The sequence below is a fragment of the Bradyrhizobium sp. STM 3561 genome (assembly GCF_045571455.1).
Classification (GTDB): Bacteria; Pseudomonadota; Alphaproteobacteria; order Rhizobiales; family Xanthobacteraceae; genus Bradyrhizobium; species Bradyrhizobium vignae.
Genome location: NZ_CP120695.1, coordinates 4,858,667 through 4,882,660, shown reverse-complemented (window position 1 = coordinate 4,882,660; position 23,994 = coordinate 4,858,667). Strand labels below are relative to the sequence as shown.

Annotated in this window: 29 protein-coding genes and 1 pseudogene; 12 read left to right on the top strand and 18 right to left on the bottom strand. The window is 64.2% G+C overall.

Annotation, left to right across the window (positions count from 1 at the left end; translation table 11 throughout):
- The first annotated feature begins 300 nt into the window (after positions 1-300).
- Positions 301-1,497 (top strand): L,D-transpeptidase, encoded by a 1,197-nt coding sequence (locus P6U28_RS23215; RefSeq protein ID WP_209294180.1) that lies wholly within the window; start codon positions 301-303, stop codon positions 1,495-1,497.
- A gap of 152 nt (positions 1,498-1,649) precedes the next feature.
- Complete coding sequence (locus P6U28_RS23210) at positions 1,650-2,618, top strand: NAD(P)-dependent oxidoreductase (protein WP_122401906.1); 969 nt, start codon at positions 1,650-1,652, stop codon at positions 2,616-2,618.
- A 49-nt stretch (positions 2,619-2,667) separates the two neighbouring features.
- On the opposite strand, the gene P6U28_RS23205 is transcribed toward P6U28_RS23210, so the two are convergent.
- Together P6U28_RS23205 and P6U28_RS23200 are read right to left on the bottom strand one after the other, a co-directional pair.
- Complete coding sequence (locus P6U28_RS23205; RefSeq protein ID WP_122401907.1) at positions 2,668-3,630, bottom strand: D-2-hydroxyacid dehydrogenase family protein; 963 nt, start codon at positions 3,628-3,630, stop codon at positions 2,668-2,670.
- Between the two features lie 130 nt (positions 3,631-3,760).
- Positions 3,761-3,976: a hypothetical protein gene (locus P6U28_RS23200; protein ID WP_122401908.1), complete on the bottom strand. Its 216-nt coding sequence runs from the start codon at positions 3,974-3,976 to the stop codon at positions 3,761-3,763.
- Between the two features lie 234 nt (positions 3,977-4,210).
- On the opposite strand from P6U28_RS23200, the gene ettA reads away from it, so the two are divergent.
- Both ettA and P6U28_RS23190 read left to right on the top strand, forming a co-directional pair.
- Positions 4,211-5,860 (top strand): energy-dependent translational throttle protein EttA, encoded by a 1,650-nt coding sequence (ettA, locus tag P6U28_RS23195; RefSeq protein ID WP_129146201.1) that lies wholly within the window; start codon positions 4,211-4,213, stop codon positions 5,858-5,860.
- A 7-nt stretch (positions 5,861-5,867) separates the two neighbouring features.
- Positions 5,868-7,094, top strand: a complete 1,227-nt coding sequence (locus P6U28_RS23190; RefSeq protein ID WP_122401910.1) for a lytic murein transglycosylase — start codon at positions 5,868-5,870, stop codon at positions 7,092-7,094.
- A 74-nt stretch (positions 7,095-7,168) separates the two neighbouring features.
- Here the strand turns inward: P6U28_RS23190 and P6U28_RS23185 are convergent, their stop codons facing one another.
- Both P6U28_RS23185 and P6U28_RS23180 read right to left on the bottom strand, forming a co-directional pair.
- A complete protein-coding gene (locus tag P6U28_RS23185) occupies positions 7,169-7,450 on the bottom strand; it encodes a hypothetical protein (RefSeq protein ID WP_122401911.1) in 282 nt (93 codons plus the stop codon).
- A gap of 210 nt (positions 7,451-7,660) precedes the next feature.
- Positions 7,661-7,981, bottom strand: coding sequence for a hypothetical protein (locus tag P6U28_RS23180; protein WP_129146203.1), 321 nt, complete (start codon positions 7,979-7,981; stop codon positions 7,661-7,663).
- 153 nt (positions 7,982-8,134) lie between these two features.
- On the opposite strand from P6U28_RS23180, the gene P6U28_RS23175 reads away from it, so the two are divergent.
- The 3 genes from P6U28_RS23175 to bfr all read left to right on the top strand — a co-directional run bounded on the left by P6U28_RS23175 (position 8,135) and on the right by bfr (position 9,497).
- Positions 8,135-8,443 (top strand): hypothetical protein, encoded by a 309-nt coding sequence (locus P6U28_RS23175; RefSeq protein ID WP_122401912.1) that lies wholly within the window; start codon positions 8,135-8,137, stop codon positions 8,441-8,443.
- Positions 8,444-8,604: 161 nt separating this feature from the next.
- On the top strand, positions 8,605-8,877 hold the full coding sequence (locus P6U28_RS23170) for a bacterioferritin-associated ferredoxin (protein ID WP_122401913.1): 273 nt from the start codon (positions 8,605-8,607) through the stop codon (positions 8,875-8,877).
- Between the two features lie 131 nt (positions 8,878-9,008).
- Complete coding sequence (bfr, locus tag P6U28_RS23165) at positions 9,009-9,497, top strand: bacterioferritin (protein WP_025034463.1); 489 nt, start codon at positions 9,009-9,011, stop codon at positions 9,495-9,497.
- Positions 9,498-9,714: 217 nt separating this feature from the next.
- On the opposite strand, the gene P6U28_RS23160 is transcribed toward bfr, so the two are convergent.
- The 3 genes from P6U28_RS23160 to P6U28_RS23150 form a co-directional block, all read right to left on the bottom strand.
- Positions 9,715-10,317, bottom strand: coding sequence for an MSMEG_1061 family FMN-dependent PPOX-type flavoprotein (locus P6U28_RS23160; protein WP_122401914.1), 603 nt, complete (start codon positions 10,315-10,317; stop codon positions 9,715-9,717).
- Between the two features lie 70 nt (positions 10,318-10,387).
- Positions 10,388-10,741 (bottom strand): hypothetical protein, encoded by a 354-nt coding sequence (locus tag P6U28_RS23155; protein ID WP_122406499.1) that lies wholly within the window; start codon positions 10,739-10,741, stop codon positions 10,388-10,390.
- 166 nt (positions 10,742-10,907) lie between these two features.
- A complete protein-coding gene (locus P6U28_RS23150; RefSeq protein WP_122406500.1) occupies positions 10,908-11,984 on the bottom strand; it encodes an alpha/beta fold hydrolase in 1,077 nt (358 codons plus the stop codon).
- A gap of 126 nt (positions 11,985-12,110) precedes the next feature.
- Here P6U28_RS23150 and P6U28_RS23145 point away from each other — a divergent pair, with 126 nt between their 5' ends.
- Together P6U28_RS23145 and P6U28_RS23140 are read left to right on the top strand one after the other, a co-directional pair.
- Positions 12,111-12,380, top strand: a complete 270-nt coding sequence (locus tag P6U28_RS23145; protein ID WP_407119972.1) for a DUF2277 domain-containing protein — start codon at positions 12,111-12,113, stop codon at positions 12,378-12,380.
- Positions 12,381-12,474: 94 nt separating this feature from the next.
- Positions 12,475-12,690: a hypothetical protein gene (locus P6U28_RS23140; protein ID WP_122406501.1), complete on the top strand. Its 216-nt coding sequence runs from the start codon at positions 12,475-12,477 to the stop codon at positions 12,688-12,690.
- Positions 12,691-12,699: 9 nt separating this feature from the next.
- Here the strand turns inward: P6U28_RS23140 and P6U28_RS23135 are convergent.
- The 3 genes and pseudogenes from P6U28_RS23135 to P6U28_RS23125 form a co-directional block, all read right to left on the bottom strand.
- Positions 12,700-13,222, bottom strand: a pseudogene (locus P6U28_RS23135) (collagen-like protein).
- 107 nt (positions 13,223-13,329) lie between these two features.
- Positions 13,330-13,578: a helix-turn-helix domain-containing protein gene (locus P6U28_RS23130; RefSeq protein WP_027572640.1), complete on the bottom strand. Its 249-nt coding sequence runs from the start codon at positions 13,576-13,578 to the stop codon at positions 13,330-13,332.
- A gap of 260 nt (positions 13,579-13,838) precedes the next feature.
- The gene (locus P6U28_RS23125; protein ID WP_122401917.1) at positions 13,839-14,606 is read right to left on the bottom strand and encodes an SDR family NAD(P)-dependent oxidoreductase; all 768 of its coding nucleotides are present in this window, start codon (positions 14,604-14,606) and stop codon (positions 13,839-13,841) included.
- A 111-nt stretch (positions 14,607-14,717) separates the two neighbouring features.
- Between P6U28_RS23125 and P6U28_RS23120 the strand changes: the two genes are divergently transcribed.
- The gene (locus tag P6U28_RS23120) at positions 14,718-15,203 is read left to right on the top strand and encodes a J domain-containing protein (RefSeq protein WP_407119971.1); all 486 of its coding nucleotides are present in this window, start codon (positions 14,718-14,720) and stop codon (positions 15,201-15,203) included.
- Positions 15,204-15,290: 87 nt separating this feature from the next.
- Here P6U28_RS23120 and P6U28_RS23115 read toward each other — a convergent pair whose 3' ends face one another.
- The 3 genes from P6U28_RS23115 to P6U28_RS23105 all read right to left on the bottom strand — a co-directional run bounded on the left by P6U28_RS23115 (position 15,291) and on the right by P6U28_RS23105 (position 16,529).
- Positions 15,291-15,542 carry a hypothetical protein gene (locus P6U28_RS23115; protein WP_122401919.1) on the bottom strand — a complete coding sequence of 84 codons (252 nt, stop codon included), beginning with the start codon at positions 15,540-15,542 and terminating at the stop codon, positions 15,291-15,293.
- Between the two features lie 199 nt (positions 15,543-15,741).
- The gene (locus tag P6U28_RS23110; protein WP_122401920.1) at positions 15,742-16,002 is read right to left on the bottom strand and encodes a hypothetical protein; all 261 of its coding nucleotides are present in this window, start codon (positions 16,000-16,002) and stop codon (positions 15,742-15,744) included.
- A 143-nt stretch (positions 16,003-16,145) separates the two neighbouring features.
- Complete coding sequence (locus P6U28_RS23105; protein WP_122401921.1) at positions 16,146-16,529, bottom strand: RidA family protein; 384 nt, start codon at positions 16,527-16,529, stop codon at positions 16,146-16,148.
- A 467-nt stretch (positions 16,530-16,996) separates the two neighbouring features.
- On the opposite strand from P6U28_RS23105, the gene P6U28_RS23100 reads away from it, so the two are divergent.
- Complete coding sequence (locus tag P6U28_RS23100) at positions 16,997-17,431, top strand: hypothetical protein (RefSeq protein ID WP_407119970.1); 435 nt, start codon at positions 16,997-16,999, stop codon at positions 17,429-17,431.
- A 119-nt stretch (positions 17,432-17,550) separates the two neighbouring features.
- On the opposite strand, the gene P6U28_RS23095 is transcribed toward P6U28_RS23100, so the two are convergent.
- The 4 genes from P6U28_RS23095 to P6U28_RS23080 form a co-directional block, all read right to left on the bottom strand.
- Complete coding sequence (locus tag P6U28_RS23095; RefSeq protein ID WP_407119969.1) at positions 17,551-18,243, bottom strand: glutathione S-transferase family protein; 693 nt, start codon at positions 18,241-18,243, stop codon at positions 17,551-17,553.
- 221 nt (positions 18,244-18,464) lie between these two features.
- On the bottom strand, positions 18,465-19,112 hold the full coding sequence (locus tag P6U28_RS23090) for a glutathione S-transferase family protein (RefSeq protein ID WP_164937170.1): 648 nt from the start codon (positions 19,110-19,112) through the stop codon (positions 18,465-18,467).
- A 451-nt stretch (positions 19,113-19,563) separates the two neighbouring features.
- Positions 19,564-20,535: an IS110 family transposase gene (locus tag P6U28_RS23085; RefSeq protein WP_407119968.1), complete on the bottom strand. Its 972-nt coding sequence runs from the start codon at positions 20,533-20,535 to the stop codon at positions 19,564-19,566.
- Between the two features lie 306 nt (positions 20,536-20,841).
- Complete coding sequence (locus P6U28_RS23080; protein WP_407119967.1) at positions 20,842-21,354, bottom strand: mismatch-specific DNA-glycosylase; 513 nt, start codon at positions 21,352-21,354, stop codon at positions 20,842-20,844.
- A 29-nt stretch (positions 21,355-21,383) separates the two neighbouring features.
- Here P6U28_RS23080 and P6U28_RS23075 point away from each other — a divergent pair, with 29 nt between their 5' ends.
- Positions 21,384-21,953 carry a DUF4262 domain-containing protein gene (locus P6U28_RS23075; RefSeq protein WP_129145541.1) on the top strand — a complete coding sequence of 190 codons (570 nt, stop codon included), beginning with the start codon at positions 21,384-21,386 and terminating at the stop codon, positions 21,951-21,953.
- A gap of 100 nt (positions 21,954-22,053) precedes the next feature.
- Here P6U28_RS23075 and thiC read toward each other — a convergent pair whose 3' ends face one another.
- Positions 22,054-23,952, bottom strand: a complete 1,899-nt coding sequence (thiC, locus tag P6U28_RS23070) for a phosphomethylpyrimidine synthase ThiC (RefSeq protein WP_407119966.1) — start codon at positions 23,950-23,952, stop codon at positions 22,054-22,056.
- Between the last annotated feature and the right edge of the window lie 42 nt (positions 23,953-23,994).

Below are 23,994 nucleotides of genomic sequence, written 5' to 3'. Positions count from 1 at the left end.
TGACGGTACTGCTTGCCGCGTTCGCCACGCGGATCCGAGCTCAAAAGGTGGCGAATCAGGCTGATTCGACCATATCGCAACGCTTCGGCATCGTTCTGTTAAAATCGCGACCGAACATCGCGGCAATTGATGCCGCGATACGATTTCAGCCCGGTGATGCAACGGGGCAACGGTAGTCTTGCGGATCACAAATCGGCCAATCCGGCGCAAATAAGCCTGATATGTCTTGAATGTGCCGCTATCTTCCGTCATCTGGCCGTTAACGGTCCGATCGGGCTTGGGGACTATACAAGAGCGATGATGATCAAACACTTTCTGACGATATGCGCTGCCGCGACAGTCGCTGCGGCGGGGACCTCGCTCGCTCAGGCTCAGAGCTATCCGGTCCAGCAGGCGCCAGGTTATGGTGCCCCGGCCGAATATCGGCCCGGCGACCGCATGCCGAATTTCGACGCGCTGGACGAAGACGACGAGGCGATGCCGCAGGCTTCGCTGCCGCCGCCCGGTCCGGCTGACGATCCGCGCTACGGCCGCCCGGCCGGCGCGCCTCCGGTCTATTCGGCCGCCCCGCCGCAGGGGCCGGTGATGTCGCCGGATGATCCGCGTTATGGCCGTCCGGCTGGCGCTCCGCCGGTCTATTCGGCGGCGCCGCCCCAGGGCCCCGTGATGTCGCCCGATGATCCCCGCTATGGCCGGCCCGCCGGTCCGCCGCCGGTGATCTACGCCGACCGTCCGGCCCAGGCGCCGGCCAACGATGGCCTGCGTCCGCCGGAGGCAGTCGGTGGTCCGGCCGCGACCGGAGCGGTGCAGTCCGGCCAGCCGCCTGTTGGCGCCGACGGCCGGCCGATGACGGTTGCCTCGCTGCCACCCGAGGAGCAGCCGGATGCTGCGCCGGCGCAGCTGCCCCCGAATCTGCGCCGCCAGGAAGTTGCGTTCCAGACCAAGGAGCCGGCCGGCACCATCGTGGTCGATACGCCCAACACCTACCTCTATTACGTGCTCGGCAACGGCCGCGCGGTCCGCTACGGCGTCCGCGTCGGGCGCGACGGCTTCACCTGGACTGGCGTGCAGAAGATCACCCGCAAGGCCGAGTGGCCGGATTGGCATCCGCCGACCGAGATGATTGAGCGTCAGCCCTACCTGCCGCGCTTCATGGCCGGCGGCCCCGGCAATCCGCTTGGCGCCCGCGCGATGTATCTCGGCTCGACCGTCTATCGCATCCACGGCACCAACCAGCCTTCGACGATCGGCAAATTCGTGTCCTCCGGCTGCATCGGCATGCTGAACGAGGACGTCTCGGACCTGTTCGACCGCGTCAAGGTCGGCACCCGCGTAGTGGTGCTGCCGGGCGGCCCGTCGCCGGGAACGGCGACTGCCTCCGCTGCGCCGACCCCCGGTGCCGCCGGTCCGGCTCCGATGGCCGCTCAGGCCGGTCCGGTGCCCGGCACCCAGCCGACGGTGGTGCCGCCGCTCCCCGCGCCGGTGACGGTGCGCTGAACCGGCTCGCAGAACCGACCAATCGGCGGCGCGTGTGCTTTGGCCACGCGCCGCACTCATTTGACGCATGCTCGTTCGCGCCTCCGCTCGCTTGAATCCACGCCCGGCCCGACTACGTCCCGGCTGATTGCAGCGAATGCGAGGAGCACAGGATGCGAATCTTTGTTGCGGGCGCCACTGGCGCCGTGGGCCGTCAGCTCGTCCCTCTCCTTCTTGCCAGCGGCCACTCGGTCGTCGCTTCGACGCGGAGCGCGGCGAAAACGGGCATGCTCGAGAATTTCGGCGCCGAACCCGTCATTGCCGACGGCCTCGACGCGGCGGACATGCGCGCGGCCGTAATCGCGGCAAGGCCTGATGTGGTCATCCATCAGATGACCGATCTAGCCGCCGCCACGGATCTGCGGCATTTCGATCGCGCGTTCGCGCGGACCAACGAGTTGCGGACCCGCGGAATCGACATTCTGCTCGCGGCCGCGCGAGAGGCCGGTGCCAAGCGCTTCATTGCACAGAGCTTCTGTGGCTGGACCTTCAGCCGCGATGGCGGAGCGATCAAGACGGAAGCGGACGAACTTGAGCCGAATCCTCCGGAAGAATTGCGGCGTACACTCGAGGCGATCCGGTATCTGGAGCGAACCGTTACGGCATCGTCTGCACCCGAAGGCATCGTGTTGCGCTACGGATTCTTCTATGGCCCGGAAACCGGCACGCTGTCGCCGGCGATGCAAGATCAGCTTCGCCGGCGGCGAGTGCCGGTTATCGGCGATGGCGGCGGACATTGGTCGTTCATTCACACCGAAGACGCTGCGTCAGCGACCGTGGCTGCGGTCGAGCGCGGACGCGCTGGCAACATCTACAACATCGTCGACGACCATCCGGCACTGGTCAGGGATTGGCTGCCGGCGCTCGCCGAGTTCCTTGACGCCAAACCCCCGCTTCACGTTCCGGCGTGGCTCGGGCGACTGCTTGCGGGCGAACACATGGTTGCGATGATGACCGAGGTGCGCGGGGCCTCCAATGCCAAGGCCAAGCGCGAGCTCGGTTGGCTGCCGGCCCATCCCTCCTGGCGAGACGGCTTCGTCGACGCTGCGAGGCATTCCGCGGTCCATCGCACGGCGGCTTGAGCTTCTATGTGAGGGAGCGATGACGGTTGATCCCCGGCCTCATCGCGTTTCAGGCAAGCCGCCGCGGCAGCTCGCTGCCCCTGGTCCAGGCGTCGATCGCCTCGACCATCTGGCCGTAATGGATGCGCAATCCATCGGTGGTGGCGTAGCCGAGATGCGGCGTCAGCACGAGATTGTCGAGCTTGCGAAAGGGATGGCCGGCCGGCAGCGGTTCGATCGAGAACACGTCCAAGCCGGCGCCCGCGATCTGGCGCTGCTGCAGCGCCTCGAGCAGCGCTTGCTCGTCCACGATCGGCCCACGCGCGGTGTTGACGAGGAAGGCCGTCGGCTTCATCCGCGCGAGATCGGCGCGGCTGACGAGGCCACGCGAACGCTCGCTCAGCACCACGTGGATGGTGACGATGTCGGCCTTGGCGAACAGCTCCTCCTTGGTAGCGTAGCCGACGCCGACTTCCCTGCACTTCTCGGGCGTGAGATTCGGGCTCCAGGCGATCACGTTCATGCCGAACGCCTTCGCGATCCCAGCCATCTTGCTGCCGAGCTTGCCGAGCCCGACGATGCCGAGCGTCATCCCCTCGATCTCGACGCCGGCAAAGCTCTGCCAGGGCTCGCCGGCATGCATGCGTGCATTCTCGCGGCCGATGCCGCGGGTCAGCTCCAGGATCAGGCCCATGGCGAGCGGCGCGGTCGGATCGCGGGAATATTGGGTGCCGCCCACGGCCACATTGCGCGTTTTCGCAGCCTCCATATCGATGGAAGCGTTGCGCATGCCTGAGGTCAGCAGCAGCTTCAGCTTCGGCAGGCTCTCAAACAGGCTCTTGGGAAACGCGGTGCGCTCGCGCATCGCGCAGACGATCTCGAAATCGGCCAGTGCGCTGGCTGCCGCCTGCTCGGAGGCGAAGGGGTGGCTGAACACGGTGACGTCAAGGCGGTCGGATAGTTTCGGCCAGTCGGCGACATCGAGAGCGAGGTTGAAATAGTCGTCGAGAATTGCACAGCGCAGCCGCGTCATCAGCGTTCATCCATGGCGAGAGGTGACGGCGCGAGCGGGGCGCCTTCGTCGGAACCGGACCATGGTTGCGCGTAATGAGGACGGCGCGCAAGCCGCCGAGGTCTTCAAAAGTCCGACAGGAAAGAGGGGATCAACGGTCGCGGGGCTTCAGGCGGAACGGCGCATCCATGCCGTGCTTGGCGCGCCAGGCCGGGCCGGGGCCGCGCATGTAGTGCAGCTCGGGCCGATACGGGTTGAAGGCGGTGGTGACGAAACGCTTCCAGAAGGCCTTGATCTCCGAGGCGAACCCGGAGACGTGCCCGGCTGCCGCCGGAACAGGAAGAGAGTTGGTCTCGATCAGAGCCATGATGCGGCCTCGCTGTGCTGCCCGTTCGTTCTGAGCGGGTGGCGCTGTTTCCGCGCGAAACCGAGCTTTGGCCTGCTTTATTAAAAAATGGTTTCAATTGTCCGGATCGGTGGCCGGATGGTGTCCGTCCCGTATTCATCCGTGGTGAACGGACGGAAAACGTTGCCCTTTGGGGGCGGGATCGTTACATCGGCGGCAAGCAAATTTCCTCAAATCGAAGGTTTCACGGGACCGATGGCGCGCCAGTTCATCTATTTCATGCAGGGCCTGACCAAGAGCTACCCGACCCGGAAGGTGCTCGACAATATTCACCTGAGCTTCTATCCGGACGCCAAGATCGGCGTGCTCGGCGTCAACGGGTCGGGTAAGTCGACCCTGCTCAAGATCATGGCTGGCCTCGACAAGGAATACACCGGCGAGGCCTGGGTCGCCGAGGGTGCCCGCGTCGGCTATCTCGAGCAGGAGCCGCAGCTCGATCCCAAGCTGACCGTGCGCGAGAATGTCATGCAGGGTGTCGCCAAGCAGAAGGCGATCCTCGACCGCTATAACGAGCTCGCCGTCAACTATTCGGACGAGACCGCCGAGGAGATGACCAAGCTTCAGGACGAGATCGAGGCGCAGGGCCTGTGGGATCTCGACAGCAAGGTCGACCAGGCCATGGACGCGCTGCGCTGTCCACCCGACGACGCCGACGTGACCAAACTCTCCGGCGGTGAGCGCCGCCGCGTCGCGCTGTGCCGCCTCTTGCTCGACCAGCCCGAGCTCCTGCTGCTGGACGAGCCGACCAACCATCTCGACGCGGAATCCGTATCGTGGCTGGAAGGGCACCTGCGCAACTATCCCGGTGCGATCCTGATCGTCACCCACGATCGCTACTTCCTCGACAACGTCACGGGCTGGATCCTCGAGCTCGACCGCGGTCGCGGCATCCCCTATGAGGGCAACTACTCCTCCTGGCTGGTGCAGAAGCAGAAGCGGCTTGAACAGGAGGGCCGCGAGGACGCTGCGCACCAGAAGACGCTGGCCCGCGAGCAGGAATGGGTGGCGTCCTCGCCGAAGGCGCGCCAGGCCAAGTCGAAGGCGCGTTATCAGCGCTATGAGGAGCTGCTCAAGAAGGCGAGCGAGAAGCAGACCCAGACCGCGCAGATCATCATCCCGGTCGCCGAGCGGCTCGGCACCAACGTGGTGGACTTCGAAGGGCTCAGCAAAGGTTTTGGCGATCGTCTCCTGATCGACAATCTCACGTTCAAGCTGCCGCCGGGCGGCATCGTCGGCGTGATCGGTGCCAACGGTGCCGGTAAGACCACGCTGTTCAGGATGATCACCGGCCAGGAGCAGCCGGACTCCGGCACAATCACGATCGGTGAGACCGTGCATCTCGGCTATGTCGACCAGTCGCGCGACGCACTCGACGGCAAGAAGACCGTGTGGGAAGAAATTTCCGGCGGCAACGAGCTGATCCTGCTCGGCAAGAAGGAAGTGAACTCGCGCGGCTATTGCTCGGCGTTCAACTTCAAGGGCGCGGACCAGCAGAAGAAGGTCGGCGCGCTCTCCGGCGGTGAACGCAACCGCGTGCATCTCGCCAAGATGCTGAAGTCCGGTGCCAACGTACTGCTGCTCGACGAGCCGACGAACGATCTCGACGTCGACACGCTGCGCGCGCTCGAGGAGGCACTGGAGGACTTCGCCGGCTGCGCCGTCATCATCAGCCACGATCGCTGGTTCCTCGACCGCATCGCGACCCACATCCTGGCCTTCGAAGGCGACAGCCATGTCGAATGGTTCGAGGGCAACTTCCAGGACTACGAGAAGGACAAGATGCGCCGGCTCGGCCAGGACAGCATCATCCCGCATCGCGTGAAGTACAAAAAGCTGACGCGGTGATCCCGGCATGATGCGGCGGGCGCTCATCGCGGCCGCGATCGTCGTCACCTGCGGCTGGTCGTCCGCCCACGCTGCCGACGCGGCCTTCACGCAGTTCGTTGATTCGCTCTGGCCGGAGGCGCAGGCGGCCGGCGTCTCGCGCGCGACATTCGAGCGTGAGACGCGCGGGCTCGAGCCCGACTACAAGCTGCCCGATCTGATCCTGCCCGGACGGCCCGCGACCGGCGCGCCCTCGCAGGCCGAGTTCGTGCAGGTCCCGGCCGACTACGTCAAGGAAGCTTCGATCGCGCGGCTGGCCGGCGAGGGACAGCGACTGCTGCAGAAATATGGCACGGCACTGACCGGGATCGAGAGAAGCTCCGGCGTGCCTGCCACCGTCATGCTCGCGATCTGGGGCCGTGAGACCGATTATGGCCGCTACACGCTGCCCTACGATCTCGTCCGCGTGCTGGCGACGCAGGCTTATGTCGGCCGCCGCAAGGACCAGTATCGCAACGAATTCGTCCTCGCGCTGAAGATCCTGGGAGAAGGCGTGGTGACGCGCAAGGACATGCGTTCGTCCTGGGCCGGTGCCACCGGGCTGACGCAGTTCCTGCCCTCGGAATACTACAAGCATGGCGTCGACTTCGACGGCGACGGCCGTATCGATATCTGGCACTCCGTGCCGGATGCGCTGGCCTCGGCCGCGCAGCAGCTCGTCAACAAGGGCTGGCAAAGCGGCTTGCGCTGGGCCTATGAGGTGCAGGCGCCGGCGAACGTCGATTGCACGGTTGGCGTGCCGGAGGTGACGAAGCCGATCGGCCAGTGGCTGCGCGAAGGTTTTGTGCCGGTGCGTGGGCAAAAGCTCAGCGCGGCCGAGCAGGCTCAGCCAGCCTCGCTGCTCCAGCCGGAGGGCATCTACGGCCCGTCGTTCCTGACCACGAAGAACTACTTCGTCATCAAGGAATACAATTTCTCCGATCTCTACGTGCTGTTCGTCGGCCATCTCAGCGACCGCATGATGAGCCCGCTGCCGTTTGCAACGCCCTGGTCGGCCTCCAAGCAGTTGCGCACCAAGGATGTCGAGACCATGCAGCGCGGGCTGACGCGTATCGGGCTCTACAGGGACAAGATCGACGGCAAGGCCGGCATGCAGACACGCGCAGCGCTCGGCGCCTATCAGAAGTCGGCGGGTTTGAAGGTCGATTGCTGGCCCAGCGAAGAGGTGCTGCGCTCGATCCAGGCTGCGCGATAGCAGAGCAGCAAAAGAAAAAGCCCGGCCGAGATGCTCGGCCGGGCTTCGATCGCGGCGCGCGCGTAACGATCAGATCAGTAGCAAACGCGGACCGGGCGGACGACCCAGCCGTAACCGTCCCAATACCGCTCACGACGCCAGTAGCAGGGCGGGGGCGGCGGGCCGGGCTCGGCGACATAGACGGGGCCGCCATAGGCGGGACGGCTCGACGCAATGGCGCCGCCGACGATCGCGCCGCCGATCAGGCCAGCCGCGATGCCGGCACCGACGTCACCGGCTTTGGCAGGCGGGGTGGCGGTCACCAGCGAACCGGCGACCGTCGCAACCGTGAGGGCGGCAACTAAAGTCTTCTTCATGCTCAGGGCTCTCCTGGGAGATGGGCTCCCCTTGTTAGAGGTGCCCGGGTTTCAAAGGTTCACGCACACTCTGATGGAATTGGCCGTTGGGCTAGCAAGCGCGCAAATGGTCAATCCACGGTAAACGCACACGGAGCTGTGACGAGAAAAAGCGGTCTTTTTCGGGCTCCGAGATGAACGGCCCATCCGTAGTGAGCCGGTCCTGGCGACTTAGCCACAGACTCTGACACGGCGGACGCGCCAGGCATAGCCGTCCCAGAAGCGCTGCTTCTGCCAGACGCAGCCGCCGTAATAGTCGTCGGCAACATAGCCCGGGCCCGGTGCGTAGTAGCGCGGCGGGTAGTAGCCGGGTTCATAATAGCCATAGCCGGGTCCGTAGTAATACGGAGAGGCAAGCGCGCCACCGACAATCGCGCCGCCGATGATCCCGGCGGCCACGCCAGCGGCGACGCCGCGCTGGGCATGGGCGGGTGTTCCGGCCGTCAGCGCCAGGGTGGCGACGGCGGCAACTGCCAGGAGCGACTTCTTCATCGGCTTGACCTTTTCGCACAATCACGCGGGAACTCTTTGGGAGCAGAGTTCCACAATTGGGAGCAGAGTTCCACAATTCGCTTGAATGATCAATGAACGGCGCCTTCGCCGGCGACGACCAATTGACATGGACGCAACTCCGCCAAGGAGACGATGATGGGCAACGCGATGGTCAATGCATTGATTGCTGCCGGAATCGTCTTCGCGATCGGCTACGGCTGGTTCATCCACCTCCAGAATCGCGGACGGCGCTCCCGCGCAGCGGCCGGTAGCGATGGAGGGAGCAGCGGCAGCGACAGTTATTCCGGGACGAGTGACGGCTTCTCGCTGGGAAGCTGGTTCTCCAGCGACAACTTGGGGAGCGCGACTGACGGCGGCAGTTGTTCCAGCAGCGATGGCGGCAGCAGCGGCGGGGATTGCGGAGGTGGCGGCGATGGTGGAGGAGGCGGAGGTGGCGATTAGAACCCCCGCAATCTTGATCCAGCGCAACAGCTTGTTTTAGAGCCGTTCTAGGCTGTCGCCGGGCCAGTTTGGAATAGCTTCAAATACCAGTTTTTCCTTTTGCATCCGGCCAGCCTGTTAAATATCGATGATGGCGCATCACCGAAGGGCCTTCCGCTTCCATGATCGTTTGTTCCTGTAACGTGCTGAGCGATGATGATATCCGCGCCGCCGTCGCCGAGTCCGAGGACGCCGTGCGCCATGCCAAGCAGGTCTACGGATGCCTCGGCTGTAGCGCCGAATGCGGTCGCTGTGCCCGGACCATCAAGACGATCATCGACGAAGCCCTCGGCCCCTGCGCCCAGTCCTGCTGCGCCGGCTGTCCTCATAGCCACACCGTGCCTGCCAATGACGAGACGGCCGAACCCGCGCAGTTCGCCCTCGCAGCCTGCTAAAAACTTCCACAACACCGCTGAGCTTTCCCCCGGCTGCGTCCGCGTAGCTGGTTGCTCTCGTCCGCGAAGTCATTTAGAAGCATTCTAAATTCGGTTAGGGCCGATTTGGACTGCGAAAGCTGGAGTGAACCATGCAGGGCGACGCAAAGGTCATCGACTATCTCAACAAGGCGCTGCGTCACGAGTTGACTGCGATCAATCAGTACTGGCTGCACTACCGCTTCCTCGACAATTGGGGCCTGCTCGACATGGCCAAGGTCTGGCGCAAGGAGTCCATCGAGGAGATGGAGCACGCCGACAAGCTCACTGAGCGTATCCTGTTCTTCGACGGCTTTCCGAACATGCAGGTGCTCGATCCCCTGCGCATCGGCCAGAATGTCAAGGAGATCATCGAGTGCGACCTCGCCGCCGAGATGAGCGCCCGGGCGCTCTATCAAGAAGCGGCGACCTACTGCCACAGCGTCAAGGACTACGTCACGCGCGACCTGTTCGAGAAGCTGATGAGCGACGAGGAGCACCACATCGACTTCCTCGAAACCCAGCTCGATCTGATCGGTCGCATCGGCCTCGAGCTCTACACCCAGAAGCACGTCGGCGGGCTCGAGGGCGACGGGCATTAAGCTCCGGCCCGGCTCCCTCCATTCGTCATGGCCGGGGCCTTGACCCGGCCATCCAGGTATTGCCGCACGACGAAGACGTGGATGCCCGGGACAAGCCCGGGAATGACGGACTTCTAAAGCGCGATGAGATTTGGATGGATCGTCATCGCGCTTTAGCTTGTGTTTACGCATGATCTTTCCGGAAAACCGCTTCGCACTTTTCCGGATCATGCCTTAGCTACAGCTGCGTCTTGTAGATTTCTTCAACGGTCTCCTGGCTCGCCGGTTCGCCGAGGCCGGTCTGATCGTGAATGACGGTGACGATGCTCGGCATCACCGAGCGCTGCACCTTCTCCGACGACCACAGCTTCGAGCGCATCAGCGCCTTGCCGCAATGGAAATAGACCTCGCTGACCGCGACATTCAACACCGCGCGCGGAGGCTTGCCGAATTCCACCATCGAGGCGAGCAGTTCCGGGTCAGCCGACAGCGTGCCGCGTCCGCCGACGCGCAGCGTCTCGTCGATGCCCGGCACGAAGAACAAGAGGTGCACGAAGCCCGAGCCTTCGACCACGTTGCGGAAACTGTCGATGCGGTTGTTGCCGGAGCGGTCGGGCATCAGCAGCTGGTTGGGGCCGGCGACGCGGACGAAGCCGATGCCGCCGCCGCGCGGCGAAGCGTCGACGCTCCCGTCCGCTCCCGATGTCGCGAGCACGCAGAACGGCGACATCTCGATGAATTTCTTCGCATGCGCATCGATCGCGGGCCGTGCCTTCGCGATCACGCGCGGGCTCGGCTTGGCATAGATGGTGGCGAGGTCTTCGGCGCTCAGATCGTTCAACGGCGTGCCTCCGCTTCAGTTTGGCCGAAGCTATCCGATCAGGCGCGTTCAGCCAACGAGATCAAACGCGCTAAACTGCGTCCGCCGGCACGAAGCAGCTGATAATGACGGCACCGCGGTGATGGACGTACCACACCACGGCCTGCCCGACCGGGTTGCCGCGATCGCGAATGATGGCGCGCTCAGGCACCTCGATCCATTGTCCATCGATCGGTACCCAATAGGCGCCGCCGCGCACGTCGTAGTCGGTGCGATGGCCGTCGGAGATGTCGCAGCAGGGCACGCCATTCGGCGCGATCACGCTCTTGAACCAGGCGCGGATATCCGGCGGAACGTGATCATATTGCCCGTTGTCGAATGCGAACGCGGCGCTCGTCAGCGCCGTCATTGCAGCCAGCCAAATGCACAGTGCCAGCCTGTGCATGATCCTCCTCGTCGCGTCTTGCCATTCGCGCATGATTCGTCCGCGCGCCGATTCGACTGTTAAGACGATTAAGCCCGAGCTGTCAGCGCATTGCATGCTCAAATAATATGCGGCGGCGGAGCGCCGCATATGATGCATTGCGATATGGGCGTGTTCTTGGTGATCCCTACATCGCGCGCTGCGGCGCGGATTGCAGCAATTGCCTGACATGCTCGGCGTAGAATTTGGCGTTGCTCGTGGTGCCGTGGCCGCGCGTCTCGGTGCTCGCCGGGATCAGGTACAGGCGCCCGTTCTTGACCCGCTTCATGGCGGCATCCGTGATTCCGGTCTCCGGCGGGTTGCGTTCGTCGTCGGCGGAATTGATCAGCAGCAGCGACGCTTCGATTGCCTCCAGCTTCTCTGAGGCATTGTAGTCGTGCGAGGACTCCCACTGATAGACGAAGTCGTTGGCATCCGCCGTGATCGGCGCTGCAAGACGCTCGTCGACCATCTTGTCGGCCTTGGCCGCGGTCGGCGCCTGCGATTGATAGGCGAGCGTCCCGCCGATGCTCGCGATGCCGTACGCCGTGATGGCGTATTTCATCATGCGCGGCTGGCTGGTGTAATTGCCGCCATTGTAGTCGGGATCGTTGCGGATGGTGTCGAGCATGATCCGCCGCAGCATCCAGTTGCGCGACGCCATCTCGGTCGGCTGCGAGGCCATCGGGATCAGTGCGTCCATCGCGTCCGGATATTTCTCGCCCCACAGCCAGGTGTGCATGCCGCCCATCGAATTGCCGATCACGAGCCGCAAATGCTTGATGCCGAGGCCTTCCGTCACCAGGCGATATTGCGCCTCGACCATGTCGTCGTAGTTGTATTTCGGGAAGCTCGTCTTCAGTCCGTCGGACGGCTTCGACGATTTGCCGTGGCCGACATTGTCGGGAATGATGATGTAATATTTGGAAGCGTCGAGCGGCTGCCCCGCGCCGAACAGCTCGCCGGCAAAGGAGGGAGTCAGCATGCCCGCACCCGAGCCGCCTGTTCCGTGCAGCACCAGCACCGGTTGGCCTGAGGGCTCGCCGACAGTGGTGTAGTGCAGCTTCAGTTCCGGCATGATCTCGCCGGTGTGGAACTTGAAATCCCTGGCGATCCAGTCTCCCTGCTTTGGGGGCGGGTAATCGGCGGACAAGACCGGTGTGGAGATAGCCAGCGTCGAAAGGGACAGCAGGATGGCAGACAGCGCCGCGCGACAAGCTCTCATGTTCATTTCCCCCATGCGGCTCATGGTCGGCGGCCGCGTTGCGGTGGAATTTAGCAGAAGTCTGGGGAGGGATGTAGGATTTCGGCTCGGCCGATCGTCTTTCAGGCTGACACCGGGAGATCCTGCATGTGCCGCAACATCAAGACACTATTCAACTTCGAGCCGCCCGCGACGGAGGATGAGATCCATGCCAGCGCGCTGCAGTTCGTGCGAAAGCTGTCGGGGTTCAACAAGCCGTCGCAGGTGAACGAGGTGGCGTTCGAGCGTGCGGTGGCCGAGGTCTCTGAGGCCGCACGAAAACTCCTGACGTCGCTGCATACGCATACGCCGGCGCGCGACCGCGAGGTTGAGGCGGAAAAGGCGAAGGAGCGCTCGCGGCTGCGCTTCGGCTCGTGAGCGCCAGCAACGCGTTCCGTGATCTGGCTCACGGTATCTGCTGCGTCAACTTGCGATGCTGGCGGCCGGGGTTTTGATCGCCCGGAGCACGACCATGAGCCGCCCCCTTCTTCCTTTGAAAGCAGGTGCCATCGTCTTCACGATGCTATGGACCGCGTGGATGATGTGGTGGAGCGGCTCGTTCTCGAGCGCACACGTGATCATCCTCGGCCTGTGCGGCGCGGCGGTGGGCTATCTCTGGTATCGCGCCATGCGCTGGCAGTTCGAGCGCATGGGCATGCTGCCGCGGCCTGAGAACCGGTCGAAATAGCCTCGCCCGCTAGCCCTTGGGAGCGTGCTTCTTCTTTTTCTTCTTCTTCGTCTTCTTGTGATCTTCGCCGTCATCGCTCTCGTCATCGACGATTGCCTCGCCGGTTTCCTGGACGGCGGCCTCGAGCGCATCGCGCTCGGCGGCTTCGCGTTCGCGCTGGCGGCGGCGTTCGTCCCAGGCGTCGAAGAGCTGGTCGAGCCACGGCAGCACTTGCTCGATCGATGGCAATTGGCCGGGCGGACCCGGCTCGACGCGCGGGCCTTGCGGCCCCGCCGGCCCCTGCGGTCCGAGAGGTCCCTGTGGTCCGGCGGCTCCGCGTGGGCCGGCTTCGCCCAGCTTGCCTTGCGGACCGGGCTTGCCAGGCGGGCCGGCCTTGCCGATCGGTCCCGGCTTGCCCTGCGGCCCCCGGCTTGCCGCGCGCCCCGTCGGGGCCGCGCCGGCCCGGATGACCCTGCGGTCCAGGCCGTCCCGGCTCGCCTTGCCGCCCGCGCGGGCCCGGAGGTCCCTGCCGTCGTCCCTGATCGTCTGCCACGCCACTGCTCCCTGCACCCGAAGCAAGCTACTTAGCGGCGTTTGACGACAGCAGCAATTCTGCGCGCGTGAGATCGGTCAACATCAATCGGCACGCCGTCGCACGTGCTAGTCTTGATAGGCTGGCACGTCGATGCCGGAGGCGGCATAGAGCCTGATCTTGTTGCGCAGCGTGCGCACCGACAGGCCGAGCACGCGCGAGGCGCGCGTGCGGTTGCCGTCGCAGCGCGCCAGCGTCTGGAGCACGAGCTCACGTTCGACCTCGTCGACGGTGGCGCCGATCAGAAGCGGAACGATCTGGTTTGGAGCAAGGAACTGTGCGTCCGGCTCGGACGCAGCGACGTGAACAGTGGTCATCAACACCTCCCGACCAACGCCCGCTTCCATCATTGGAAGCGGATCGAGAACCAACGACCCCCAAGCCGTAGATCCACGGTGGTCGGGTTTGGTTAATGAAGGGTTAACCGGGGACGATCGCACCAATTGACCTCAGGAATGCCGCGAAGCCGCCGCGATTGGTGGGAGATGCATCGCGATGCGGACCTATCTCGTGCCGATCACGCGTGTGATGCCCGCGCAAACGGGCATCACAGCAGATGCGGATGGTGAGTCGTGCCTCACACCGTGCGATACCCGCCGTCCACCATCACGATCGTTCCGGTGACATAGGCCGACATATCCGAGGCGAGGAAGATCGCAGGTCCCACGATGTCCTCCGCCTTGCCGGTGCGCGCCAGCGGGGTGTGATCGACGAAGGCCTGCACCAGCGCCGGATTGGTCGCGCGCACATTGGCGTTGATGTTGGTCTCGATGAAGCCCGGCCCGATCGCGTTGACGCGCACGCCCTCCTTGCCGAGCTCGACCGCGAGCGCCTTGGTGAAGCCGAGCACGCCGTGTTTCGAGGTGGTGTAGGCCGCCGAGCTCGGCGTGCGCAGATGCACGAAGGACTGGATCGAGCCGATATTGACGATGCGGCCCTTGCTGGCGCGCAAGGGGGCGAGGAACGCCTGCGTCATGTTGAAGACGCCGTTGAGGTTGAGCGAGATGATGTCGTTCCAGTCCTTCGCCACCGTCTCGGTCTCCGCGGTGAAGGCGTTGCGGCGGGTGATGCCGGCATTGTTGACGAGGATCGACACCTGCCCGACCTTGCCTTCGACCTGCTTCGCCAGCGCGAAGCAATCCTCGCGCCGGGTCACGTCGAGCGCAAAGCTTTCGGCCTTGCCGCCCGATGTTCGGATCTCCTGCGCGGCGTCTGCCACCGTCTCGGCGTTGACGTCGAGCAGCACGACCTCGGCGCCCTCGCGCGCATATCCGGCGGCGATCGCCCGGCCGATGCCGGAGCCGGCACCCGTGACGACGGCGATGTGGTTTGCGAGCAAGGCCATGACATATTCCTCCCGATTTCTTTTCGAAGTTTCACGAAAAGCTAACTCGAAATTAAGGGGTCGGAAACGGCGGCCTTGGCATACTGATCTTCATTGCTACACGTTGCGCGCATGATGGAACGGCTCGACTCCTGGAAACTCGCTCTGGGACGCCTTCGGTCGGCGCACTCGCCCGATTGGGCCGAGGCCGGCCGGCTGCTGGCGGAGATCGCGCGGATGAGCAGCGACCTCACGCTGCGCCAGGCCGCCGAGCAGGCGCTTCCGGTGCTGCGCCAGGCCGTGGACAATCACGAGCACGGCGTGATGCTGGCGGCCCAGCGCCGTCTCGGTGTGGTGCTCGATGTCGTGCACGATCTGAGTGTCCCGCGCTTCGGCCGCCGCAACGCCATGCCGAAACAGCTGTCCAGCGAGGATCGCGCCCGCAAGATGCTCGGCCTGCCGCTCGCCGTGCAGCTCACCTGCGAGGAAATCAACCGGGCCTATCGCCGCGCCGCCAAGGGCCTGCATCCCGACCAGGGCGGCAGCGCGGACGCCTTCATCGACCTCGCCGACGCGCGCGACATCCTGATTCATCCCGGCGCGCACAAGGACGCGTGAGCGCGCGTCAGCTCCCGCTTGCGCAACACAAAAAAACCGGGCGAGGATGCGAGTCCTTGCCCGGCTCTTCGTCCGCCGATCGAATGGTTACCAGCTGCAGTGGCCGTTCTTCAGCGCGGAATCCTTCACCGCGAGCGCGTCGATGAAGGTCGGCACGGTCACGCTGGCGCGGTGATAGCCGGCCGGCCACGGCGTGGTCGGGATGCTCTCGTCCCAGATCTGGCAGAAGCCGGTGTCGTGCCAGCGGATCAGATGATAGCTGGCTTCGGCAGGGCTCGCAGCGACGAACGCAGTGACGGCAAGACCGGCGGCAGCGCACAGCATGGAAAGACGACGCATGATCAGCTCCTCAAAATGAATGATGTGATGCGCCTCCCGACAATGACGGGAGGAGGATGCGGGACGCCTTTGGGGGATGCGCCCCGGACAAGATGTGAGTAGCGGCTCGCGCTGATCGGGTTCAAACAAGGCGGGCAGGAAAAGACGAGGGCGGATCGCTCGCGCGACCCGCCCTTGAAATGCGATCTCCTGCCTGAGTTCAGAGCGTGCAGCGGCGCTCGGTGCGCATCTGGATCTGGAGGTCGGAGGCCTGCTGGAAGGTCGGGAGCGGCTTGCTGACGACCTTGTAGGTCGACACCCCAATCTGGAACGGCTTGTACTGCAGGTCCTCGTTCCAGACCTGGCAGATGCCGGTGTTGTCCCAACGGATCACGTAATAGCCGACCTTCGCGGATGCGGGCACGGCGAACACGGAACTAGCAATGCCGGCAACGGCACAGAGCGCGAAAACGCGACGCATGAAGTATCTCCTTGTGGGGAAGTGGGATCTGAAAATTCGTGCGGTAAAAGCAGGTCCTTTGCAAGCCGGGGAGCCGCCGTTCACGGACATGTCAGCTGCTCCCCAAGCATTTGGTTTGGCCGCGTGCCCGACAAGCAACGCGCTCACCGCGCCAGTGACGCGACTGCCTCGATCTCGATCAGCATCTTCGGATCGGGCAGCGCGTGCACCACGCACGTTGTCCGCGCCGGGTAGGGCGGCGGGCCGAAGGCGCCGGCATAGAGCGCGTTCATGGCGGCGACATCCGAGGCGCGGGTCAGGAGCACGTTGACCTTGACGAGATCGTGCGTGCCGGCGCCGGCCTCGCCCAGCACGCGCTTGATGTTGACCACGACGTTGGCGAACTGCGCCTCGAAACCGTCGGGCAGCGCGCCATTGGCATCGAAGCCGGGAATGCCGGAGACGAACAGGAGGTCGCCGACGCGCGTCGCAAACGACAGCGGCGGCGCCTTGACGTGCGGCGGGGGCGCGAAATGCTGGATCGGCATGGGCTCACCTCAGGAAGGGCTAAGACCTATGAGCGTAACGGCAGGAGCGGCGCGCTCCAAACAAAAAGTACGAAAACAACCCCATGCACAGTAGCGATCGTGCGGAGATCATTAGGATTTTTAAAATTCGGCAGAGCGAAATATCAACTTGCTCCGTCGGGCAAAACAGGAGCAAGATGGCATCGTGGCGGTTGGCGTGCTGTGCAGTGCTTCGCCTCTCCCCGCGCGGCCCGCCCGCGGTGAGAGGACGGGCCATTGACCCCGTCATTGCGAGGAGCTCTTGCGACGAAGCAATCCAGGCTGGCTCCGCGGCGAACATTCTGGATTGCTCGCTGCGCTCGCAATGACGGAGAACGAGGCTATGCGGGGCGCGCAGCCGCACCCCATCATGTTGCCGCCGCGATCGATCGGATAGATTCGCTGCGTCTGATTCGATTCCCCCTTGAAAAACAGTCCCCGGAGACCCCATGAAGCTCGCATCCACCTTTCGCGCCGCGTGCGTCGCCATTGCCGCCCTGGCCGGCCTCTCGACCGCGGCGCAGGCCGACAGCGGCTTCGTGACGCTGACGATCTACAAGGCGGGCTGGATCATCGGCGGGTCTGGCGGCTCGGGCGTGCTCAACTTCCGCGGCCGCACCTACGGGCTTTCCACCGGCGGCCTCGACTACGGCCTCGTGTTCGGGGGATCCAAGACCGTGCTGCGCGGCCGCGTCTCCAACATCAACCGCCCCTCCGACGTCGCCGGCGTCTACGGCGCCGCCGGTGCGGGCCTTGCGGTCGGCTCCGGCGCCCGCGCCATCGTGCTGACCAACCAGAAGGGCGCGGTGCTGGAGCTGACGGGCACGCAGGTTGGGCTGATGGCGAATGCGGATTTGAGCGGGCTTGCGATCACGATGCGGTAAAAGACGGTGTCGTACGGTGGCAAAGGCGCGCAAGCGCCGTGCCCACCATTCCTCTCCTGTGTTCGCGGTGACGAAGTTGGTGGGCACGCTCCGCTTTGCCCACCCTACGAGAGCGTGGACTACGCACTCACCATCGCATGAATCCGATCGCAATGCCGAACGAGATTCTCACGCGCATCGACGAAGGCCTTCAGCGGCGTCGGGATCGGGAAGAAATAGATGTTGGCGATGAAGCCGTAGATGCCGGCATCAACGCTCGTCGGCGCCGCGCCGTGCACGAAGCCTTGCACTGGGACGATCTCCGCCAGCACCTGCAAGTCGGCGAGCCCCCGCGCATAGGCCTGCTCGGGCGTGTAGCGGCCGATGCCCTGGAAGTGATAGCGCTGCGCGTTGTAGGCCTTGGCCTTCTCGAAGCCGGCTACGTCGATCTGCGGATGCTGCGCGATGAAGGCGTCGCGGAACGCCGGATAGAAGCGCTCGTCCTTCCAGCGCGAATAGGACATCACCCAGTAGAGATCGTCCAGCATGCGCGTCACGAAATGATTGGTGCGGCATGCGGCCTGCGACAGGCCGGCATCGATCGTCAGGCGATACTTCGCGATCGCATGCGCGATGATGGTCTCGCTGTCGCCGATGGTCTCACCGTCGTCAACGACGTAAGGCAGCTGCCCGCGCGGCGCGGCGGAGGCATCGAACACGTGCTCATGCACGAACGGCACGCCCGCAAGCTTGAGGAAGGCGTAAACCTTGAGGCCGTAGCCGTTGTTGTCGGCGACACCGAAGAGGTCTGGGTAGGAGTAGAGGGTCAGCATGGGCGGGCTCCTCTGGGGTGGGGACCAGCATGCAGGGGTGTGGCGGCGGACGCAATGGGTGCCGCGTTCGTAGGGTGGGTTAGCCGCTCACGCGCGCGGTGGTTCAACACGCGAAGGCGCAAGGCGTAACCCACCACTTCTCCATCCACGGCGACAGAAGTGGTGGGTTACGCCGCACGGCCTGCGCTTCACGCAGCCGCGCGTCTAACCCACCCTACGAATTACGGACGCGACGCCGCGTTGAACACCGCCAGCTGCGCATCGAACGCGCGCCTGAACGCCGGCCGCGCCTCGCCGCGGGCGACATAGGCGGCGATATCAGGGAATTCGTCGAGCAGGCCCGACGTGTTCAATCGCCGCAACACGGTCACCATCATGAGATCGCCGGCGCTGAAGGCGCCGTCGAGCCAATCGGCCTCACTGATGTGGCGGGACAATTCGCCGAGCCGGACACGGACGCGGTCGTGCAACATCGGCAGGCGCTCGGCGTACCAGCCCTTGTCGCGCTCGAACAGCATGGCCATGGTGAGCTCGACGATCGGCGGCTCCACCGTGGCAAGCGCGGCGAACATCCACGCGATCGCGCGAGCGCGCGCGTTGGCATCCTTCGGCAGCAAGCCATCTTGGCGCTCGGCGATGTGGAGGACGATTGCCCCGGACTCGAACAGCGTGAGATCGCCATCCTCATAGGTCGGGATCTGCCCGAACGGATGCAGCGCAAGATGCGCCGGCTGCTTCATCGCCGCGAACGAGAGGAGGCGAACGTCGTAGGGCTGGCCGACCTCTTCGAATGCCCAACGGACGCGCATGTCGCGGGCGTGGCCCTTGCCGCGGTCGGGGGAGTTTTCGAAGGCGGTGATGGTGGGCATGGGGGGACTCCGGGGGATCGTGCTTTGGTTCGGAGGACGAACGACGGATGCGGCTTCCGACAGACTACGTGCGAAATATCGGCGGTGGCGTGCCCCGGACGCAGTGCAGCGCGCCCCTGGCGATGCGAAGCATCGTCCAGTGCGGCGTGATGCGCTGCAGAGCCGGGGCCCATGATCAGCAGCGGAAGTTCTGGGTCCCGGGTCTGCGCTGCGCTTGCCCGGGACACGAGAGCTGATGCAATCCGGCAGCGCCGTAGCAACCATTAGATTCGCCCGATCGCTGAGGGTAGCATGACGCCGTGCTTGCGGCCGTCAAGGCGTGGCCTGGCGGCAGCGGAGATGGAGTTGAGGCCAGGGCGACGGCCAGCCTTTGACGGCCGCGGCGCGCGGCGTCTTTGTGACGGCAGGTCGGCACGAAGAAACGGTGCTTCGGCCGAACAAAGAAACGCCATCAGGTAGCCGGAGCCCTCGCGATCTCGGGCGGTTTTGTCTGCCAAGGCGTGCCGCGGGCGACCACTGTGTTGGCGAAGATTAATAGCTTTCTGGCGCAAGCGATCAATGCGCGCTTGTGTTCCTTGCCTGCTCCCATCAGCCTTCCATAGAGCGTGATGAGCTGCGGATTCCAGCGAAATGACGCCGGCAGCGCCGCAGTAAAGAGCGCACGTCGCAGCCGTTCACGCCCGCCGGCGATGTGACGAACGCCGGTGCGATCGCCGCTGTCGTCATCGTAAGGGGCAATGCCAGCCAGCGCGGCCGCTTGCTCGCGCGTGATCTGACCGATCTCGGGCATCCGCACCAGAATGACCATGGCGGTCTTTAGCCCGATACCATCGATGCTGTTGATCAAGTCGAGCCGCTCGGCAAGATCGCGATGCTCACGGATTGCGGCGGCCAGTGCCTTCAGTTCGACCTTCTCGCGCTTGGCCAGGCGAGCGATATCCTCCTTCCACAGCTTCTGGAGCCGCATATTGCGGCAGCTCTCGATCCGGTTCTTCAGCCGAGCAATGTCCTCGGTGATCTGGTCGATCATCGTCAGGTGCTCGGCAAATGGCAGCAAGCGGGGATCCGGAGCTGCGTGGATCTTCTTGACCGCGGCGGTGCAGGCCGCAATCAGCGCGGCATCGATCTTGTCGTTCTTGGCGCGCTGCAGCTGGAACACGGCATAAGCGCGCACCTGGGCCGGCTGAAATACGACGACCACAAACCGCTGGCGCCGCAACTCGGCGACGACAGCCTGCTCATAGCCGCCGCTCGCCTCGATCCCGACCCGTTTGACCTTGTGGCGCTGCAACCATTCCACCAGCACTTTATAGCCATCCGGCGTGTTATCGGCCTGAAGCCGCTCCAAACTGCCATCAAGTGCCACATCGAGCTTACCTTTACCGGTATCGATCCCGGCACAGATCGTGATACGCTTGGCCATCTTCGTCGACCCTCCCTTGTGTGTGCGAACCTAAAGTTCGTTCAACCATCCGGGTCCCGATGAAGTACCGATCGCGATCCTGCTACGAAAGGCAGCCCTCAAGGCTTCGGTGGGCATCGATCCGATCGATCGGCAGCCCAGCTCGGGCGGCCACCCGAGCTGGGCCATTCCTCACGGAACGAGGCCATTCTAGTCCGGTGCGCTAAAACAAGGGTGGGCAAAGGCGCGCTCTTCGCGCGCCGTGCCCACGTCTTGCGGGACCCACGGAAAGATCGTGGGCACGGCGCAAGAGCGCCTTTGCCCACCTTACGCAGCGATCCACTTGGCTAACTCACGCCACGGCTCCAGCGTCCAATGCCCGGATGCTGCACCCGACGGCGAGGGCAGCACGAATGTCTCCGGCCAGCTTGCATCGGGCGGCTGCCGCCCCAGCACAATCGCAGCCGACGGCCTGCCGTAAAACAAGCTCGCCGCCTTCTTGCTCGTGAACGCAATTGTTCGCGGCCGGTACGTCTCGATCTTCGCCCTGAAGCCCGGCACGTCGATCGCCTTCGCCGCGATCTGGTGATCCATCCCGGCGCCCGTCTTGCAGAGATCGGTGAAGCCGATCCCGAGCTTGATCAGCGACGCGAACTCGCCTGGCTGATAGCGCCGCGGCGTGATCCCGGCCTCATGGATCGCGCGCCAGAAGCGGTTGCCGGGATGGGCGTAATAGTGCCCGAGCTCGGCCGATCGCGTCGAGGCGGCGGTGCCGACGAAGACGAGGTGGAGGTTGGGACGGAGCTGGTCGGGGAGGCGGTGGAGCTTGCTATCGGACAAAATCAGTTATCCGTGGAGTTGTAGCCCGCATGAGCGTCAGCGAATGCGAGGCGACAAAGACCCCGAATGTCGCTACGCTCATCCGGGCTACGCTTGTTTCATCTGAGGAGAAAATGCAAGATCAGTTCGAATGGCCCGAGCCCGAGCACGAAGCCGACAAGATAATCTTGCGTAACGTCCGCAATCACGGCTGCCATATCACGGGCATACCAGATGCGAATCCATCGTTTTCATTTTCGATCGGTCTGCATCTGAACTATGGGCATCCCGAACTCATCATTTTCGGACAGAGAGCCGAAACGGCGCAGGCCATCATCAACCTTATCCGCGACCGCGTTGCAGCAGGGCATCAATTCGTCGATGGCGATGTCGCCGACGACATGCTGGAGAACGGCTACAAGCTCGGCTTCTGGCAGGTGCCGCTCGGTGTCTATCGCGAATATCTTGGCACGGCGATCTGGTTTTACCAGAAGTCGCGGTTCGCGTTCCCGTGTCTCCAAGTCATCTGGCAAGACGCCAATAGGCGTTTCCCCTGGGAAAAGGAATGCTCACCCACTGTCAAAAAGGATCAGCCGCTGTTGAAGAAAATGGTTTCTTGAAGGGATGCCTCGCAAAAAAGCCGGGCTTTTTGCCCGGCCTCTCAATTTTCAGATGGATGCCCGGGTCAAGCCCGGGCATGACGAGCTGAGCACCAGCCCCTCACAACACCCGATTACTCTCCTTCACCTTCTCCGCATCCAGATACAGGCTCTCGCCCATCTCCTTGAACTTCGCGCTCATCTTCGCCATGCCGTCCTCGGCGGTGCCCTGCATCGACATCCCCACGCTGTTCGGATCGTTCAGCGTCGCCGCGTAGTCCCGGACGTCCTGGGTGATCTTCATCGAGCAGAATTTTGGGCCGCACATCGAGCAGAAATGGGCGACCTTGTGGGCTTCCTTCGGCAGGGTCTCGTCGTGGAAGCTCTTTGCGGTGTCCGGGTCGAGGCCGAGGTTGAACTGGTCGGTCCAGCGGAATTCGAACCGCGCGCGGGAGAGCGCGTCGTCGCGCAGTTGGGCTGCGGGGTGGCCCTTGGCGAGATCGGCGGCGTGGGCGGCGATCTTGTAGGTGATGACGCCGGTCTTGACGTCGTTGCGGTCGGGCAGGCCGAGATGCTCCTTCGGCGTGACGTAGCAGAGCATGGCGCAGCCGAACCAGCCGATCATGGCGGCACCGATGCCCGAGGTGATGTGGTCATAGCCCGGCGCGATGTCGGTGGTCAGCGGCCCGAGCGTGTAGAACGGCGCCTCGCCGCATTCCCTAAGCTGCTTGTCCATGTTGATCTTGATCTTGTGCATCGGCACGTGGCCGGGGCCCTCGATCATGACCTGGCAGCCCTTGTCCCACGCAATCTTGGTGAGCTCGCCGAGCGTCTCCAGCTCGGCGAACTGCGCGCGGTCGTTGGCGTCGGCAATCGAGCCCGGGCGGAGGCCGTCGCCGAGCGAGAACGAGACGTCGTACTTGCGCATGAGGTCGCAGATCTCGTCGAAATGCGTGTAGAGGAAGCTTTCCTTGTGATGCGCCAGGCACCACTTCGCCATGATCGAGCCGCCGCGGCTGACGATGCCGGTGACGCGATTGGCGGTGAGGTGGATGTATTGCAGGCGCACGCCGGCGTGGATGGTGAAATAGTCGACGCCCTGCTCGCACTGCTCGATCAGGGTGTCCTTGTAGAGCTCCCAGGTCAGCTTGACCGGATCGCCGTTGCACTTCTCCAGCGCCTGGTAGATCGGAACGGTGCCGATCGGCACCGGCGAGTTGCGCAGGATCCACTCACGCGTGGTGTGGATGTTGCGTCCCGTCGAGAGGTCCATCACGGTGTCGGCACCCCAGCGGATCGCCCACACCATCTTCTCGACCTCTTCCTCGACCGACGAGGTCACCGCCGAGTTGCCGATATTGGCGTTGATCTTGGTCAGGAAGTTGCGGCCGATGATCATCGGCTCGAGCTCGCTGTGGTTGATGTTGGAGGGGATGATGGCGCGGCCGCGCGCGATCTCCGAGCGCACGAACTCCGGAGTGATGAAGGCGGGCACCGATGCGCCGAAGCTTTCGCCGTCGGCAAGCGCCGCTTCCGCGCGTTCGAGCTGGGCCTTGCGGCCGAGGTTCTCACGCTCGGCGACGTAGATCATCTCCTTGGTGATGATGCCGGCACGGGCGAATTCGAGCTGGGTCACCTTGTGGCCGTCGAGGCCGCGCAGCGGCTTGTGATAGGCCGAGAAGGCGCGGGCGGCCTTGTCGGTGGAGACGCTGCCATTGTCCTCCGGCTTGATCTGCCGGCCCTCATATTCCTCGACGCCGCCGCGCTCCAGCACCCATTGCTTGCGGTTGCGGGGCAGGCCGGCGTTGACGTCGATGGTGACATCAGGATCGGTGTAGGAGCCGGAGGTGTCGTACACCGGCAGGTTGGGCTCGCCGGCGCCTTCGGAGAGGATGATCTCGCGCAAGGGCACGCGCAGATCGGGCGCGGCGTCCGGTGTCGCGAAGATCTTGCGCGAGGAGGGCAGCGGGCCGGTAGTAACGGCGGGGACGGTCTTCTCCGGGTTGGAGCGGATGTTCATGGGATCCTCCGGTTTAATTCTGGTGTGCGTGCGTTTGAGCGA

Excerpts from the sequence above, each read along its gene's own strand:
- P6U28_RS23215 (WP_209294180.1), top strand. The coding sequence starts at position 301 with ATGATCAAACACTTTCTGACGATATGCGCTGCCGCGACAGTCGCTGCG.
- P6U28_RS23210 (WP_122401906.1), top strand. The coding sequence starts at position 1,650 with ATGCGAATCTTTGTTGCGGGCGCCACTGGCGCCGTGGGCCGTCAGCTC.
- P6U28_RS23205 (WP_122401907.1), bottom strand. The coding sequence starts at position 3,630 with ATGACGCGGCTGCGCTGTGCAATTCTCGACGACTATTTCAACCTCGCT.
- P6U28_RS23200 (WP_122401908.1), bottom strand. The coding sequence starts at position 3,976 with ATGGCTCTGATCGAGACCAACTCTCTTCCTGTTCCGGCGGCAGCCGGG.
- ettA (WP_129146201.1), top strand. The coding sequence starts at position 4,211 with ATGGCGCGCCAGTTCATCTATTTCATGCAGGGCCTGACCAAGAGCTAC.
- P6U28_RS23190 (WP_122401910.1), top strand. The coding sequence starts at position 5,868 with ATGATGCGGCGGGCGCTCATCGCGGCCGCGATCGTCGTCACCTGCGGC.
- P6U28_RS23185 (WP_122401911.1), bottom strand. The coding sequence starts at position 7,450 with ATGAAGAAGACTTTAGTTGCCGCCCTCACGGTTGCGACGGTCGCCGGT.
- P6U28_RS23180 (WP_129146203.1), bottom strand. The coding sequence starts at position 7,981 with ATGAAGAAGTCGCTCCTGGCAGTTGCCGCCGTCGCCACCCTGGCGCTG.
- P6U28_RS23175 (WP_122401912.1), top strand. The coding sequence starts at position 8,135 with ATGATGGGCAACGCGATGGTCAATGCATTGATTGCTGCCGGAATCGTC.
- P6U28_RS23170 (WP_122401913.1), top strand. The coding sequence starts at position 8,605 with ATGATCGTTTGTTCCTGTAACGTGCTGAGCGATGATGATATCCGCGCC.
- bfr (WP_025034463.1), top strand. The coding sequence starts at position 9,009 with ATGCAGGGCGACGCAAAGGTCATCGACTATCTCAACAAGGCGCTGCGT.
- P6U28_RS23155 (WP_122406499.1), bottom strand. The coding sequence starts at position 10,741 with ATGCACAGGCTGGCACTGTGCATTTGGCTGGCTGCAATGACGGCGCTG.
- P6U28_RS23150 (WP_122406500.1), bottom strand. The coding sequence starts at position 11,984 with ATGAGAGCTTGTCGCGCGGCGCTGTCTGCCATCCTGCTGTCCCTTTCG.
- P6U28_RS23145 (WP_407119972.1), top strand. The coding sequence starts at position 12,111 with ATGTGCCGCAACATCAAGACACTATTCAACTTCGAGCCGCCCGCGACG.
- P6U28_RS23140 (WP_122406501.1), top strand. The coding sequence starts at position 12,475 with ATGAGCCGCCCCCTTCTTCCTTTGAAAGCAGGTGCCATCGTCTTCACG.
- P6U28_RS23130 (WP_027572640.1), bottom strand. The coding sequence starts at position 13,578 with ATGACCACTGTTCACGTCGCTGCGTCCGAGCCGGACGCACAGTTCCTT.
- P6U28_RS23125 (WP_122401917.1), bottom strand. The coding sequence starts at position 14,606 with ATGGCCTTGCTCGCAAACCACATCGCCGTCGTCACGGGTGCCGGCTCC.
- P6U28_RS23120 (WP_407119971.1), top strand. The coding sequence starts at position 14,718 with ATGATGGAACGGCTCGACTCCTGGAAACTCGCTCTGGGACGCCTTCGG.
- P6U28_RS23115 (WP_122401919.1), bottom strand. The coding sequence starts at position 15,542 with ATGCGTCGTCTTTCCATGCTGTGCGCTGCCGCCGGTCTTGCCGTCACT.
- P6U28_RS23110 (WP_122401920.1), bottom strand. The coding sequence starts at position 16,002 with ATGCGTCGCGTTTTCGCGCTCTGTGCCGTTGCCGGCATTGCTAGTTCC.
- P6U28_RS23105 (WP_122401921.1), bottom strand. The coding sequence starts at position 16,529 with ATGCCGATCCAGCATTTCGCGCCCCCGCCGCACGTCAAGGCGCCGCCG.
- P6U28_RS23100 (WP_407119970.1), top strand. The coding sequence starts at position 16,997 with ATGAAGCTCGCATCCACCTTTCGCGCCGCGTGCGTCGCCATTGCCGCC.
- P6U28_RS23095 (WP_407119969.1), bottom strand. The coding sequence starts at position 18,243 with ATGCTGACCCTCTACTCCTACCCAGACCTCTTCGGTGTCGCCGACAAC.
- P6U28_RS23090 (WP_164937170.1), bottom strand. The coding sequence starts at position 19,112 with ATGCCCACCATCACCGCCTTCGAAAACTCCCCCGACCGCGGCAAGGGC.
- P6U28_RS23085 (WP_407119968.1), bottom strand. The coding sequence starts at position 20,535 with ATGGCCAAGCGTATCACGATCTGTGCCGGGATCGATACCGGTAAAGGT.
- P6U28_RS23075 (WP_129145541.1), top strand. The coding sequence starts at position 21,384 with ATGAGCGTCAGCGAATGCGAGGCGACAAAGACCCCGAATGTCGCTACG.
- thiC (WP_407119966.1), bottom strand. The coding sequence starts at position 23,952 with ATGAACATCCGCTCCAACCCGGAGAAGACCGTCCCCGCCGTTACTACC.